Origin of the sequence: Pseudomonas persica, assembly GCF_900291015.1 — a bacterium.
Lineage (GTDB): Bacteria > Pseudomonadota > Gammaproteobacteria > Pseudomonadales > Pseudomonadaceae > Aquipseudomonas.
On sequence record NZ_OLKL01000004.1, the window covers coordinates 1 to 15133 of the forward strand.

The window sequence follows — 15133 nt, forward strand, 5'->3', positions numbered from 1 at the left end:
TCGCCGATGGTAGTGTGGGGTTTCCCCATGTGAGAGTAGGTCATCGTCAAGATTCATTTCGCAAAACCCCTATCTGCGCAGGCAGGTAGGGGTTTTGTCTTTAAGTAGGAACTACAGAGATTCGCCGGCACGTCCGAGAGACGGGCCAGCACACAGAATTTCTTGACGACCATAGAGCATTGGAACCACCTGATCCCATCCCGAACTCAGCAGTGAAACGATGCATCGCCGATGGTAGTGTGGGGTTTCCCCATGTGAGAGTAGGTCATCGTCAAGATTCAAACCCAAAGCCCCTGTCTGCGATGCAGACAGGGGCTTTGTCTTTTCCGGGTTATTACTTTCAGGCTAGCGCGATCCCGTGCCATGAATCAGCCGCCGCCATATGCTCAGAACTGATAGCTGACCGTGGCACTGACATTGCGCTCTTCACCCATGTAGCAGTAATTCAGGCTGGCACACGAGGTGATGTAGCGTTCATTGGTAAGGTTATTGGCGTTCAGGCGTACATCCACCCCCCGAAGGCCGACCTTGCCCAGGTCATAGCCGATCGAGGCGTCAAACAGGGTATAGGAAGGCACCTTCATGCTGTTTTCCGCATCCACCCAGCTGTACCCCACATACCGCACCCCACCGCCCAAGCGCAGGCCATCCAGTGTCCCTTGGTGGAAGTGGTAGTCAGCCCACAGCGAGAACATCTGTTTCGGTGCCTGGGTTGGCGCATTACCCTTGTTGTCCAGGTTGCCCGACACAAGGCTGGGCATCGACCTGGTGTACTCGATATCGGTAAAGGTATAGCCGCCCAGCAGCTTCAAGCTGTCGGTCAGCTGCACATGGGCTTCCAGCTCCAGCCCTTGTGAGCGCACTTGCCCTACAGGGCGATAGAAGTCCTCGTCAGGCTGCTTCGAGGCCAGGTTCTCCTGCTCGATGCGGAACACCGATGCGGTGAACAGGTTGTCACTACCCGGTGGCTGATACTTGATGCCGGCTTCCCATTGAGTGCCCTCGGTTGGTGCCAGAGGGCGGCCTTCCTGGTCGGACACGGTATTGGGGTTGAACGACTCCGAGTAGCTGACATAAGGCGCAATCCCGTTCTCGAACAGGTAGAGCACCCCGGCGCGGGTAGTGAATCTGGAGCGCTGATCACTGACCTTGGTGTTGCTCTCGCGATTCTCCTCGGACACCTTCACCCAGTCCTGGCGCAGCCCCAAGGAGAAGCGCCACTGGTCCAGCTCCACCAGGTCCTGCAGGTACACGCCAGTTTGCTGCAAACGCCGCTGGTAGCGGTTCTCGCCCAGCACCTGAAGATTGCCATTGCCGTACTGCGGGTTGCCGACATCCAGCGGCTCGACGGTGCCATAACGCCAGGCCACGTCGGCCTTGCGTCGCTGGTAGTCGGTGCCCGGCAGAAGGGTGTGTTTGGCGGCCCCAGTGAAGAATTCCGCCTGCAGCATGTTGTCGATGATGTACGAATGCAGGCGTTCGTCGCCGCCGGTATAGGCGCGGTTGAGGATATTGCTGTCGGCATCCGCCCAGCCGGCGGAATACACCTGGTCCATCGACACATCGGAATCCTGGTAGCGGAAATTCTGTCGTGCGGTGAACACATCGTTGAAGCGATGCTCGAACTGGTAGCTGAAGGATTGTTGGGTGCGCTCGTAATTGTCGATACCCGGCTCGCCTTCGAAGAAGTGGTCCGAGAGGCGCAAGCCGTTGCGCTTGTGCAGCATGCCGTCTGCGGGGTTACCGCCATGGTAGCCGCCGTTGGGGTCGTGTTGCAGGTAGGCCTGCAGGGTGAGCGAGGTGTCTTCGCTGAAGTCGATGCTGACGGCCGGCGCGATGGCGTAGCGATCTTCCTTGTTGTGGTCGAACTGCGTATCGGAAGCGTCCGCCAGGCCTGTCAGGCGATAAGCGATACGCTTGTCGTCATCCACGGGGCCGCTGAAGTCGAAACCCATGCCACGCTGGCCCTGGGTACCGAGCGTGGCCTGGACTTGATGGTAGGGGGTAAACAGTGGCTTCTTGGTGGTCAGTGCCACCAGGCCTCCTGGCGAGCTTCGGCCATACAGTACCGACGAAGGTCCCTTGAGGATATCGATGCGCTCAAGGAAGTATGGGGCCACCTGCATGGTGCTGTAGGTGCCGTTGTCTCCCATCGACTTGAGCCCGTCGACGTAGATGTTGTCCACCGAGCCGTCGTTGAAGCCACGCATGGCCACATAGTCATAACGATGGGTCGCACCGTAGGGGTTGGTCAGCACCCCAGGTGTGTAGCGCATGGCTTGGGCAACGGTTTGTGAGCCCTGGTCGTCCATCTGCTGGCGAGTAACCACCGAGACCGATTGTGATGTCTCAAGCAGCGGCATGCTGGTCTTGGTTGCCACCTGGCTGTGGGTGGCGTTGTAACCCGCCATGCTGCCCAGTGCGTTGCCAAGGGTGAAGCTACGGACATCGGTGTCTGGCAATGACACTGCAGCGCCCTGGGGTTGTGCCTGCAGCACGTAGCTGCGGCCGTTCTGGCTGAGCGCCTCCAGGCCGCTGCCATTGAGCAACTGGCGCAGTGCCTGAGCGGTGGGGTACTGGCCCTGCAGGCCGTTTGACTGCAAGCCTTGAGTGAGCTGGGGTGTGCTTGACAGGGTGATGCCAGCCTGGCGGGCGAACTGGTTGAGCACGTCATCCAGCTGGCCGGCCGGGATCGCATAGTGATGGCTCTGCTGGGGCGTTTCAGCTGCCACGGACAGTTGCGGGACCGCTATCAGGCCCAGGGCGGTGCCAAACAGGGCGGCCCGGACTGCTTTGCGCAATTGTGCTGAGTGCAAGACAGGTCGAAAATCATTCGCGTTGGAAACGTGCGTGTGCACGGGGGCAGTAGGCATGAGGGGTCCGTTGAAATGTGAGGGCAGGAGGTGTCGCTTACTGTCCTAGCCGGACCGGCATCCAAAACCCGTCAAAAAAGCTATTGGGGCCGTTGCGCGCCCCATCGCCGGCAAGCCAGCTCCCACAGGTATTGCATCGCCGTCAGGCCTTGTGCGATCCCTGTGGGGGCTGGCTTGCCGGCGATGGGCTGCATAGCAGCCCTGAACGCAATAGCCGCCGTCAGATCAGACCAGCCCCTCCACACGCACCCACCAACGTGTACGTTGGCGAAGCCGCACCGGCAGCGTCCGCGGCAGCAGCTGCAGCAGTTGTTCCGGGTCGTCGAGGCGGAACACACCCGACAGGCGTAAATCGGCAATGTCGTCACTGCAGCCCAGGTAACCATGGCGATAACGGCTGACCTGCGCGAGGAAGTCGAACAGGCGCATGTTCCGGGTGACGATCAGCCCCTCGGTCCAGGCCATCGCGTCCATGTCCACTTGCTCGAGCCGGTGTGCGCCTTGTGCATCCAGGCGCCAGTCCTGGCCACTTTCGATCCATTGCAGCTGGCCATTGCCAGGCCGGTGTATCGCCACCCTGCCATGGCTGACACTGAGCCGCGTGCAATCGCTGTCCTGGCGTACCACAAAGCGCCCTTCGAACCCTACCAGTAACGCGTCGCGCGTCTGTACGAGCAAGGGGGGCTGTGGGCTGCAGGTAATCATCATTTCCCCCTGCTTCAGGCGGACCAGGCGCTGCTGGTCATTGAAGGCCAGGTCCACGGCACTGCGGGTATTGAGTTGCATCAGTAAGCCATCGGGAAGCGCGAAGCTGCGTCGTTCACCCGTGCCGGTGGCGTAATCCGATACCCAGGCGTTGACCGTATCCAGGTCTTTGCCCAGCCATGCTGTCGTCCCCACCATGGCAACGCCGCCAAGCAGCTTCAGTGCCTGCCGGCGGTGCAGGCGGCGCTGGCTGGTCTCCAGGGTCTGCAAGGCCAGCCCGGCGCCGGGGGTGGCACGCAGGTCGAGGTCCTGGTGCAGGTGGATCACCCGTTGCCAGGCCTGTTCGTTTTCGTGGCGGGCACTGCGCCATTGCCTGCACTGTTGCAGCAGGGCAGGGTCATGCCCGTTCTCGCGTAGCCTCAGCATCCACTGGATGGCCTGCCTGACCGCTGTTGCGCCAGGCGGTGCGGTGGTCATCGCGTCAGCACTCGTCTGCGTAGCGCAGCAGGTAGCAATGGTAGAGCGCATCGGCGATGTAGCGCTCCACGGTACGCACCGAGATCCCCATCTGGTCGGCGATGGCCTGGTGCTTCAGCCCTTCGCATTGGGCCAGCAGGAATGCGCGGCGTACTTTGGGCTTGAGGCCGTCGAGCATGCGCGCGATGCGTTCCAGTAATTCCAGCAGCAGCTCACGGCTTTCGGCCGAGGGGGCTTGTGCTTCCGGCACCTGTGCCAGTGCCTCGAGATAGGCCCTGTGCAGTTCCTCGCGTCGCCACTGGTCGATCACCAGCCCACGCGCGACCGTACGCAGGAACGCCCGTGGGGTGGTCAGTTGCAGGTGTTCGCGACGCTGCAGCAGGCGCACGAAGGTGTCCTGGGCCAGGTCTGCGGCATCGGCTGCGTTGCCCAGCTTGCTGCGTAGCCAGGCATGCAACCAGCCGTGGTGGTCACGGTAGAGCGTTTGCACGGAGTCGTTGCTGGGCATGGGGGAGGGCGCTGGCATCAATGGACATGAATGATAACTAGTCTCATTGTTGGCGGGGGCCGATCAATTTGCAACCCATCCAACTGCGCCGTGCGCGCAGTTACTACCCGCTAGCGCCCCAGTTGCGTATCCAGGTACTTGCGGATTACCCGCGATGCGCTATTCAGGTGCCGCTCCAGCACTGCTACTGCTTCGTCCACCAGCTTGTCGCTGGCCGCATCCGCCAGTGCGTTGTGATCGTCCTGGGTGAGCTTGCCCAGGCCCATGGACGAAAGATGAAACCGCAGGAAGCGTTCTTCCTGGTTCAGTTCGTCCTCGATCAGGCGCAGCAGTTTCTTGTTCGGCGCCTTGTTGTACAACGACATGTGGAACAGACGATTGAGGCGGCCGATTTCGGCGTGGCGTGTTTCGTTCTCCAGTTGCTGGATATACCCGCGGGCGCTGGCGATGTCGCTGGCATCGAGCAGCGGAATGGACTGGCGCAGCGCCTCGGTCTCGAGCAGCACGCGCAAGGCATAGGTGTCCATCGCGTCCTCGCCGATCAATGGCGCAACCACCGCCCCCTTGTGCATCTCCACTTTCAGCAGCGATTGCGCTTCGAGCTGGCGCAGGGCCTCGCGCACGGGCATGCGGCTGACACCGAACAAGGTGGCGAGCTCTTGTTGTCGCACGGCAGTACCTGGGGGCAAGCGGCCATCAAGAATGGCACTGCGCAGGCGTTCTTCGATCACGCCACGGGCCTGGTGCGGCAACAGTTGCTCGCTGGCCAGCACATTGCTCAATTTGATTTTCTCGGCCACGCGACGTCTGCCTCAACGATGACTAAAGTTGGATCCAATGACACTAGTAACAGCTCATGGGGGTGTCAAACCTGCCCCGCAATGGAACGGGCGCCCCAAAAGCGCGGCTATGGTGGATGAAGTCGCCGGTCAAAGGAAGCGACCTATAGAAGGTTATAACCAGAAAGTGTAGGTCGACTGACCAGCGGGTGCATGATTGCAGGGTGCCATTGTCTTTTGCCGTGGCAAGCCGCACCATCGCTGCTTTCGACTGGCCTGAACAGGGCTTCGCAGTGGCGATATCCTGGATGCTCAAAACCGCTGTGCAACGTGTCGGCCTTGCTGCGCTGCTGGGCAGTCTGCTGCTGGGCGGCTTGCACGCGGATTGGGACTTTTCCCAGATCAGCCGCAAGTCGCAGGCCCTGTATGGGCAGCTAGGCGCCGGGCAGGGGCGTATCGATGCCTGGCAGAACCTGATGGCTACGCAGAAGCAGGGTACTGAGCTTGAGCGGTTGCAGGTGGTCAACCGTTTCTTCAACCAGCAATTGCGCTATGTCGAGGACATCGACCTGTGGCATGAGGTCGATTATTGGGCCACGCCGGTGCAGGCGCTGATCAAGGGCGCAGGGGACTGCGAGGACTACGCCATCGCCAAGTATTTCAGCCTGCGGCGCATGGGCATACCCAGCGAAAAGCTGCGCATCACCTACGTCAAGGCGCTGCGGCAGAACCGGGCGCACATGGTCCTGACCTATTATTCAAGCCCACAGGCACAACCATTGGTGCTCGACAGCCTGATGGATGCCATCAAGCCGGCCAGCCAGCGTACCGACCTGCTTCCGGTATATTCCTTCAATGGTGAGGGGCTGTGGCTGACGGGCGCCGCAGGCAACAAGAAGGTCGGCGATACCAAGCGGCTGTCACGCTGGCAGGATTTGCTGAAGAAAATGCAGGCCGAAGGGTTCCCGGCCGAGCCGGTTTACTGAAGGAGCACAGATGTCACTGTTCAAACAATTGCTGTTGGCCATTTGCCTGTTCCTGGTGGTCGCCTTCAGTGGCAGTTTCATGGTCAGCCTGGAAAGCTCGCGCAGCCAATACGTCAACCAGTTGCGCTCGCACGCCCAGGATGCGGCGACTGCACTGGCGCTGTCGCTGACGCCGAATATCGACGACCCGGCGATGGTCGAGCTGATGGTCAGTTCGATCTTCGACAGTGGTTACTACTCAAGCATCAAGGTCGTCGACCTGGGCTCCAATGCCGTGCTGGTGGAGCGCCACGCCGAGCCGGACCCCGGCGGTGTGCCGCGCTGGTTCGTGCACCTGATCGGCCTGGAAGCCGCCGGTGGCGATGCCATCGTCAGCCGCGGCTGGCAGCAGGCCGCACGCGTTGAAGTGATCAGCCACCCGATGTTCGCCATTGCCAAACTCTGGCAAAGCGCCCTGGGCAGCCTGGGCTGGTTGTTGCTGTGTGGCGCGGCCAGTGCCGTACTCGGTGCCTTGCTTTTGCGTCGCCAGTTGCGGCCGCTGGATTACATGGTCGAACAGTCCTACGCCATTGCCCGCCGTGAATTCCTCAGCCTGCCCGAACTGCCGCGTACGCCGGAGCTGCGCCGGGTGGTGCAGGCGATGAACCAGATGGTCGAGAAGCTCAAGGCACTGTTCACGGAGCAGGCTGAGCGCAGTGAGCGGCTGCGTGCCGAGTCCTACCAGGACAGCCTGACCGGGCTGTCCAACCGCCGTTATTTCGAGATGCAGCTGAATGCCCGGGTGAGTAACCTGGAAGAAGCGCGTGCCGGCTACCTACTGTTGCTGCGGGTCCAGGGGCTGGCGGGGTTGAACGCCCGCCTTGGCGGCCAGCGCACTGACCAGTTGCTACAGGCCGTGGGTGAGCAGTTGCGTCGCACCTGTGCCAGCTACCCGGAAACCAACGACCTGATTTCCCGCAGCCGTGGGGGGGAGTTCGCCGTACTGGCGCCGGGCATGGTGCATGAAGAGGCGGTACAGCTTGCCCAGGCCCTGGAAGCGAGCCTGCAAAGCCTGCATGAAACCGGCGCCAGTGATATCGACCCGGTGGCCTGCATCGGCCTTGCGCCCTACAGCCCTGGTGACGCACCTCAGGCGCTGCTCAAGCTCGCCGACGAAGCCCTGGCCCGCGCCGAGAACCAGCCGACGCCGGGTTGGGTCTGCCTCGAGCAGGGAGTGGCCGCGGTCGCCGCGGACAGCCAGCATGCCTGGCACGAGCGGCTCGACCAAGCGTTCATCGGCGGGCATTTCGAGCTGTTCTTCCAACCCGTGGTGGATTGCGGCACTGCGCAACGGGTACTGCACCACAAGGTGATTTCGCGCTTGCAGGATGGTCGGGGCGAGGCACTGCAGGCGGGGCGCTTCCTGCCCTGGCTGGAGCGCTTCGGCTGGATGTCGCGGCTGGACCTGCTGGTGCTGGAGAAGGTGCTTGCACACCTGCGCGGGCATGACCAGGTGCTGGCGCTTAACCTGTCTGCCGCTACCTTGGCCGACCCCAAGGCTCTGCAGCGTGTCTTCGAACTGCTGGGCCAGCATACGGCGCTGGGGCCACGCCTGATTTTCGAAATTGGCGAAGAGCAACTGCCCGAGCAGTCTGCCCTGGAGCAGCTGACCCGGCGCTTGCACGTGCTTGGCTTTGGCCTGGCGCTGCAACGCTTTGGTGGGCGCTTCAGCATGATCGGCAACCTGGCGCACCTGGGCCTGGCGTACCTGAAGATCGATGGCAGCTACATCCGCAACATTGACCATGAGCAGCACAAGCGGCTGTTCATCGAAGCAGTCCAGCGCGCGGCACACAGCATCGACGTGCCGCTGATTGCCGAGCGGGTCGAGACGGAAGGGGAGCGGCTGGTATTGAGAGAGATGGGGGTAGGTGGGATTCAGGGGCAGTTGGTGGGTGAGCCTGCACCCTGGCGCTGAGTTTCGGGTTTGCAGTTCTGGCCCTATCGCCCACAGGTACAGCACAAAGTTCAAGGCATGCGCTGCACCTGTGGGAGCTGGCTTGCCGGCGATAGGGCCAGGGAGGCCACTGAATACAGTGGCCAGGATCATCAACGCTCGCGCAGTGCTTCCGAACGCGCCTTCATGATCGGCTTGAGCAAGTAGCTCATGATGGTCTTCTTGCCGGTCATGATATCGACCGTCGCCACCATCCCCGGAATGATCAGCAGCGGCTTCTCGTCAGTGCCCAGGTGGCTGCGATCGGTGCGCAGCTTGATCAGGTAGTAGGTGGTCTTCTTGTCTTCATCGGTGATGGTGTCGGCACCGATCTGCTCCAGCTTGGCCTTGAGCCCACCGTAGATGGTGTAGTCATAGGCCGTGAACTTGACGGTCGCCTCCTGCCCCGGGTGCAAAAAGGCGATGTCCTTGGGCAGGATCTTCGCCTCAACGACCAGCGTATCGTCCAGTGGCACTACTTCGAGGATATCGCTGCCAGGCTGGATCACCCCGCCAATGGTGTTTACCAGCAGTTGCTTGACGATACCGCGCACCGGTGAAGTGACCATGGTGCGGTTCACCCGGTCGTCCAATGCCTTGCTGGTAGCCGTGGCCTTGTTCAACTCGGTGCGCGCTTCGTTCAGCTGGGTCAGCGCTTCGCTGCGGAATTTGCCGCGGGTCTCTTCAATCTTGCTTTGCACCTCGCGGATGGCTGCCTCGGCACGCGGAATCGCCAGCGCGGTGGAATCCAGCTGGCCGCGGTTCTCCACTTCGGCACGGCGCAGGCGCAGCACTTCAACCTGAGAGATCGCGCCGGTGGCCACCAGTGGCTCGGACATGTTGATCTCTTTGCGCAGCAGTTCCAGGCTATTGGCGTACTGGGCGCGTTTTGAACTGTACTCGCGCAGTTCCTGCTGGCGCTGTACCAGCTGCTGTTGCAGGCCACCAATTTCGTCCTGCAGTTGCTGGCGTCGGCTCTGGTACAGCGACTCTTCACTGGCCGCCTGGCTTGGCGCGGCCTTGCGCAGCGCCTCGTCGATTTTCAGCGGCCGGTCCTCGACCTCGGCACTCAGGCGCTCGACGCGCAAGGCCATGGCCAGACGGTCGGCCTCGGTTTCACCCACGTTGGAGGCGAAGCGGGTTTCATCCAGGCGCAGCAATGGCTGGCCCACTTCGACGATCTGCCCTTCCTTGGCGAAGATCTCGGCGACGATGCCGCCCTCCAGGTTCTGGATCTTCTGCACCTTGGATGACGGAATGGCCTTGCCTTCGCCCCGTGTAACCTCGTCGATGGGCGCGACGCTGGCCCACACGATCAGGAACACGAAGAACAGGATCACACCCCAGATGGTCAGCCGCACGACCCGCGGCGCATCCTCGATCAGGGCCTTGTTGACCTCTGGCAGCGGCTGGCCGCCCAGTGAATCGGAACCTTTGAAATAGCGCCGCAGGCCATCCTTGAATTGCCCTACATCCAGCTTATGCAACACTGATCTGCCCCTTCTTCAGCGCATCCATGACCGCGGCTTTCGGGCCGTCGGCAACAATCTGCCCGCGATCGATCACGATCAGCCGGTCCACCAGCGACAGCAGCGAGGCACGGTGCGTGACCAGCAGCACCGTCTTGCCTTCCACTACTGCCTGCATCCGCTGTTTGAGGCGTTCTTCACCGGTGTTGTCCATGGCGCTGGTCGGTTCGTCCAGCAGCAGGATCTGCGGGTTGAGCAATAGCGCGCGGCCCAGGGCGACGTTCTGGCGTTGGCCGCCGGACAGGTTCTGCCCGCGTTCACCCACTTGCAGCTCGTAGCCGTCCGGGTGCAGCCGGGCGAACTCATGCACGCCCGCCAGCTCGGCAGCCTGCAGAATCAGCTCATCCTCGATGTAGCGGGCTCCGCTGACCAGGTTATCGCGCAGGGTACCGGCCAGCAGCTGGATGTCCTGGGGCACGTAGCCGATGTTGTGGCGCAGTTCGCTGACGTCGATCTGGCGAATGTCCACGCCATCGACCAGCAGCGAGCCGCCATCGGCCTCGTAGAGGCCGACGATGAGCTTGGCCAGCGAGCTCTTGCCCGAGCCGCTGCGGCCGATAATGCCCACCTTCTCGCCAGGTCGGATGGTCAGGTTGATGTTCTTCAGGGCCAGGTTCTGTTGGTTCGGGTAGGTGAAATCGACCCCGCGGAACTCGACGCTGCCCTGCAGCACCTTGCGGCTCAGCGGGCGTTCTTCGAAATTGCGCTCCTGCGGCAGTTCCATCATGTGGTCAGTGGAGACCATGGTTACTTTGGCCTGCTGGTAGCGGGCGAGCAGGCCGTTGAGCTGGCCCAGCGGGCCGAGGGCGCGGCCGCTGAGCATGTAGCAGGCCACCAGGCCGCCCATGCTCAGGTTGCCGTCGATGATCAGGTACACGCCGACGCAGATCATTGCCACGCCTGCCAGTTGCTGGATCAGCAGGGTGATGTTCATCGCCAGGCTCGACAGCACCTTCACCCGCAGTTCCAGGCGGCTGAGAGTGCCGAGGGTCTGCTCCCACATGTATTGGCGTTCGCTTTCGGCGTTGTTGACCTTTACCGCATCCAGGCCGGCGAGGGTCTCGATCAGGCTGGACTGGCGCTCCGAGGCCAGGGCCATGGTCCGTTCCATGGTTGCCATCAGCGGCCGTTGCAGGGCGTAACCGATGCCCAGGGCCAGCGGGAAGGCGATGATCGGGATCCACACCAGGTGCCCGCCAATGATGGCGATGACGATCAGGATCAGGATGGTGAACGGCAGGTCGATCAGGCTGGTCAGGGTCAGCGAGGCGAGGAAGTCACGCAGGCCCTGGAACTCGTGAATGTTCTGGGCAAAGCTGCCGACCCTGGCCGGGCGGTACTTCATCGACATGCCGACGATGCGCTCGAACAGCGTTGCCGAAATGATCAGGTCGGTCTTCTTGCCGGCCAGGTCCAGGCACAAGCCACGTAGGCCCTTGAGGATCAGGTCGAAGATGTAGGCGCCGGCGATGCCGACGGCCAGCACCCAGAGGGTCGAGGTGGCCTGGTTGGGTACCACCCGGTCATATACGTTCATCACGAACAGCGGCGCGGCCAGGGCGATCAGGTTGATCACCAGGCTGGCGGCGATGGCATCGATATAAAGCCACTTGCTGCGCAGCAAGGTATCGCGGAACCACGACTTCGCCCGCGGGATGAGGTTGCCGTGGTTGACGTCGAACTTGTGCTGCGGCTGGGCGAAGAACACCCGGCCACTGTAATCGCTCTGCAGGGCCTCGCGGCTTACATGCACCTCGCCGCCATCGCTCTCGCTGAGCAGCAGGCGCGCGGTGTCTTCGTTCTCCCAGCCCAGCAGGACGGCGCTGCGGCCTTCCTTGAGCAGCAACATGGCCGGCATGGCGATGCTCGGGATCTGCTCCAGCTTGCGCTGCAGCAGGCGCCCCTGCAGGCCGGCCCGGGCGGCTGCGCGGGGCAGCAGCTCGGGGCTCAGGCGCTGGGCGGGCAGCGGCAGGCCGGTGGTCAGCATGACCCGGCTGGCGGGTTTCTGGTGCAGGACACACAGGCTCAACAGACTATCCAGCAGGGGATCGTCATGCTGACTGCGCGGATCGTGGCTGAGTTGGACTCGACTGACTTCGGATTCCACGCGGCGCTCTCTTCATCCTTGTGGTGGGTGGGGTGGGTGCGCCGACGTTCAGGTCGGCTCACCCTGGCGTTCAATGGTGCTGCCAGGCAGTGGTCATGAGGGCTATGGCACCCTGACGCTTGGGCAACCGGTCAATGGTCGCCTTGAATCGGTATGGAGTAAACAATTCTACGGTCTTCATTCCCGTCAGACGATGCCGGGTGGCAGATGTTTCATTTTTGATCCAGTCAGCATCCGGGCCGAAGCTAATCTCCAGCATAGCCTGCTATCCAGCTGGCGATAGAGGTGTAGTCGGGATCGACTTATACCTTTGTCAGGAAACAGGCGCTGACTGGTTGACGGTATTCTGCAACTAATTAGTCAAAATTCATCTATTAGAAAGCGGGTCGCTGACAGATCTGGGCTTAACAATCGGCAATGCTTTCTCATATTCGGGCTGGCAGTATTTGCGCAGTTGTTCGCTATCTCTTTGATCTACGGCAAATCGTTGCGTCGAGTTATGCAGCGCTACGGTCTGCCGATGCCGTGAGCTGTCGTACGGCCCCGACTCTGCCTGGCTTCCTCGGTCGCTGTCCGGCGGTCTTCAGGCAAGGTTTGTGCTTGTATAGCCAAGCAGTGGCCTGAGCGAGCCAAAGTGACCTGAATATTGACACCTGAACCTTTGACAGCTGCCGATCGACAGTTGTGCTACCGCAATGTTTGCGGCTACCGAGGCGTGGAAAAGGCACTTGAAGTGACCGCTGAATACGCTTTCGATGATGTACGACATTTGTCCTCAAGAAACGCTTGGCTAAGGTTCAAATATCAATGTGACATTACCTGGACGATTGTTTAGGATGGCATCCATAAGGTCAATAGTTTGGCAGTTAGTCAATTCCAAAAAGTTATAGACGGAATATTGACGTCAAAAAACGTCACGAGATCATCGACATAGTTCCGCCTGAAGTGGCTTACAAGTGCCGCTCTGGCAGGGAAGTACCCATCGGGTCACACGGAGAGTCCAATGAGCAGCGTTGTAGCCATCGTCAAAAGTATTGTCGGCCAGGTTATTGCGGTATCCCCAGAGGGCATCCGGCGTGTTCTGATCGAAGGGGACCGCCTGCTGGCCGGTGAGGAAGTGCTCACTGGCCCAGGCGGCGCCGTTACTTTGGAACTGGCCGATGGCCGTTTGCTCGACCTGGGTCGCGACAGCCAATGGAGCGCTGATGCGCCGGGCAGCAGCACCGACCTGAGCCAGGCGACCGCACAGGCCGCGCCGTCGGTGGAAGAGCTGCAGCAGGCGATCGCTGCCGGTGTCGACCCGACTACCGAGCTTGAAGCGACTGCGGCTGGCCCATCGGCGGCGGGCGGTGGTGGCGCGCTGGGCGGAGGCCACAGCTTTGTCATGCTCGAAGAGACCGGGGGCCGGGTCGACCCTACTGTCGGCTTCCAGACTGACGGGCTGGGCTTCGCCGCGGCGCCTGGTAGTGAAGAGGTTGGCGTGCTGGACACCACCAGCAACAACCTGGTGACTACACCGACGACGGAAGCCAACGTCACTACTGACCTGGTTCTTGGCGCTACCCCTGCCATCAGCGAAGCGGGTGGCGTAATCGTCTATACCGCTACGGTTGGCCAGGCGCCGACTACCAACCTGGTGGTCACCCTGTCCAACGGTGCGGTAATCGTCATTCCGGCCGGGCAGACCACTGGTAGCGTCAACGTCGTGGTGCCGGCGAACGATACCCCGTATATCGATGGTGGCCAGATTTCGGCGACCGTAACGGGCACCACCGGGGGCGGCGGGCTGACGGTGACAGTGCCGCAAACACCAGCGGTTACCCAGGTTACCGATACCATCGACACCACCACCGCGACCCTGACCGCTTCGCCAAGCGTGACCGAAGGCGGCGTGATCACCTACACCGTGACCCTGAGCAACCCGGCGCAGACTCCGGTGACTGTGACCCTGTCCAACGGCCAGACCATCACTGTTGAGGCGGGCAAGACCCAGGGCAGTGTTGATTTCGAGACCCCGGCCAACGACGTCTACAACAACGGCTCGACCGTCAGCGTGACCATCGAAGAGCCACGGGCGGTAACTTCGAGCAGCTGACGCCGAACCCGACCCCGGCCCAGACCACGATCAACGACTCGGTCGACACCACCACCGCGACCCTGACCGCTTCGCCAAGCGTGACCGAAGGCGGTGTGATCACCTACACCGTGACCCTGAGCAACCCGGCCCAGTCGCCGGTGACCGTGACCCTGTCCAATGGCCAGACCATTACCGTCGAAGCCGGCAAGACCCAGGGCAGTGTCGACTTTGAGACGCCGGCCAATGACGTCTACAACAACGGCTCGACCGTCAGCGTGACCATCGAGAGCGCCACGGGCGGTAACTTCGAGCAGCTGACGCCGAACCCGACCCCGGCCCAGACCACGATCAACGACTCGGTCGACACCACCACCGCGACCCTGACCGCTTCGCCAAGCGTGACCGAAGGCGGTGTGATCACCTACACCGTGACCCTGAGCAACCCGGCCCAGACCCCGGTGACTGTGACCCTGTCCAACGGCCAGACCATCACTGTTGAGGCGGGCAAGACCCAGGGCAGTGTTGATTTCGAGACCCCGGCCAACGACGTCTACAACAACGGCTCGACCGTCAGCACCATCGAGAGCGCCACGGGCGGTAACTTCGAGCAGCTGACGCCGAACCCGACCCCGGCCCAGACCACCATCAACGACTCGGTCGACACCACCACCGCGACCCTGACCGCTTCGCCAAGCGTGACCGAAGGCGGTGTGATCACCTACACCGTGACCCTGAGCAACCCGGCCCAGACCCCGGTGACCGTGACCCTGTCCAACGGCCAGACCATCACTGTTGAGGCGGGCAAGACCCAGGGCAGCGTTGACTTCGAGACCCCGGCCAACGACGTCTACAACAACGGCTCGACCGTCAGCGTGAGCATCGAAAGCGCCACCGGTGGTAACTTCGAGCAACTGACGCCGAACCCGACCCCGGCTCAGACCACCATCAATGACTCGGTGGATAACACCACGGCGACCCTGACGGCCACTCCGTCGGTGACCGAAGGTGGTGTGATCACCTACACCGTGACCCTGAGCAGTCCGGCTCAGTCGCCGGTGACTGTGACCCTGTCCAACGGCCAGACCATCACTGTTGAGGCGGGCAAGACCCAGGGCAG

The 15133-nt window shown here is 61.8% G+C and carries 9 protein-coding genes, 1 rRNA gene and 1 pseudogene; 4 read left to right on the plus strand and 7 right to left on the minus strand.

Annotation, left to right across the window (positions count from 1 at the left end; all coding sequences use genetic code 11):
• The first annotated feature begins 161 nt into the window (after positions 1-161).
• Positions 162-277, plus strand: a 5S ribosomal RNA gene (gene rrf / locus FQ664_RS01135).
• A 109-nt stretch (positions 278-386) separates the two neighbouring features.
• Here rrf and FQ664_RS01140 read toward each other — a convergent pair.
• The 4 genes from FQ664_RS01140 to FQ664_RS01155 form a co-directional block, all read right to left on the minus strand.
• Positions 387-2801: a TonB-dependent siderophore receptor gene (locus FQ664_RS01140; protein WP_144170084.1), complete on the minus strand. Its 2415-nt coding sequence runs from the start codon at positions 2799-2801 to the stop codon at positions 387-389.
• A gap of 297 nt (positions 2802-3098) precedes the next feature.
• A complete protein-coding gene (locus FQ664_RS01145; protein WP_144170085.1) occupies positions 3099-4055 on the minus strand; it encodes a FecR domain-containing protein in 957 nt (318 codons plus the stop codon).
• Between the two features lie 4 nt (positions 4056-4059).
• Positions 4060-4563, minus strand: coding sequence for a sigma-70 family RNA polymerase sigma factor (locus FQ664_RS01150; RefSeq protein ID WP_144170086.1), 504 nt, complete (start codon positions 4561-4563; stop codon positions 4060-4062).
• Between the two features lie 110 nt (positions 4564-4673).
• Complete coding sequence (locus FQ664_RS01155) at positions 4674-5363, minus strand: GntR family transcriptional regulator (RefSeq protein WP_144170087.1); 690 nt, start codon at positions 5361-5363, stop codon at positions 4674-4676.
• A 203-nt stretch (positions 5364-5566) separates the two neighbouring features.
• On the opposite strand from FQ664_RS01155, the gene lapG reads away from it, so the two are divergent.
• Both lapG and lapD read left to right on the plus strand, forming a co-directional pair.
• The gene (lapG, locus tag FQ664_RS01160) at positions 5567-6328 is read left to right on the plus strand and encodes a cysteine protease LapG (RefSeq protein WP_178090935.1); all 762 of its coding nucleotides are present in this window, start codon (positions 5567-5569) and stop codon (positions 6326-6328) included.
• 10 nt (positions 6329-6338) lie between these two features.
• Entirely contained in the window at positions 6339-8285 is a 1947-nt protein-coding gene (gene lapD, locus FQ664_RS01165; RefSeq protein WP_144170088.1) for a cyclic di-GMP receptor LapD, read from the plus strand.
• 131 nt (positions 8286-8416) lie between these two features.
• Here lapD and FQ664_RS01175 read toward each other — a convergent pair whose 3' ends face one another.
• From FQ664_RS01175 to FQ664_RS01185, 3 genes are all read right to left on the minus strand, one after another.
• Positions 8417-9793 (minus strand): HlyD family type I secretion periplasmic adaptor subunit, encoded by a 1377-nt coding sequence (locus tag FQ664_RS01175; protein ID WP_144170089.1) that lies wholly within the window; start codon positions 9791-9793, stop codon positions 8417-8419.
• Complete coding sequence (locus tag FQ664_RS01180; RefSeq protein WP_144170090.1) at positions 9783-11939, minus strand: type I secretion system permease/ATPase; 2157 nt, start codon at positions 11937-11939, stop codon at positions 9783-9785. Before FQ664_RS01180 ends, FQ664_RS01175 begins: the two co-directional genes overlap by 11 nt.
• Positions 11940-12009: 70 nt before the next feature.
• Positions 12010-12198, minus strand: coding sequence for a hypothetical protein (locus FQ664_RS01185; protein ID WP_144170091.1), 189 nt, complete (start codon positions 12196-12198; stop codon positions 12010-12012).
• Positions 12199-12942: 744 nt separating this feature from the next.
• Here FQ664_RS01185 and FQ664_RS01190 point away from each other — a divergent pair.
• Positions 12943-15133, plus strand: a pseudogene (locus FQ664_RS01190) (retention module-containing protein); the annotation flags it as partial.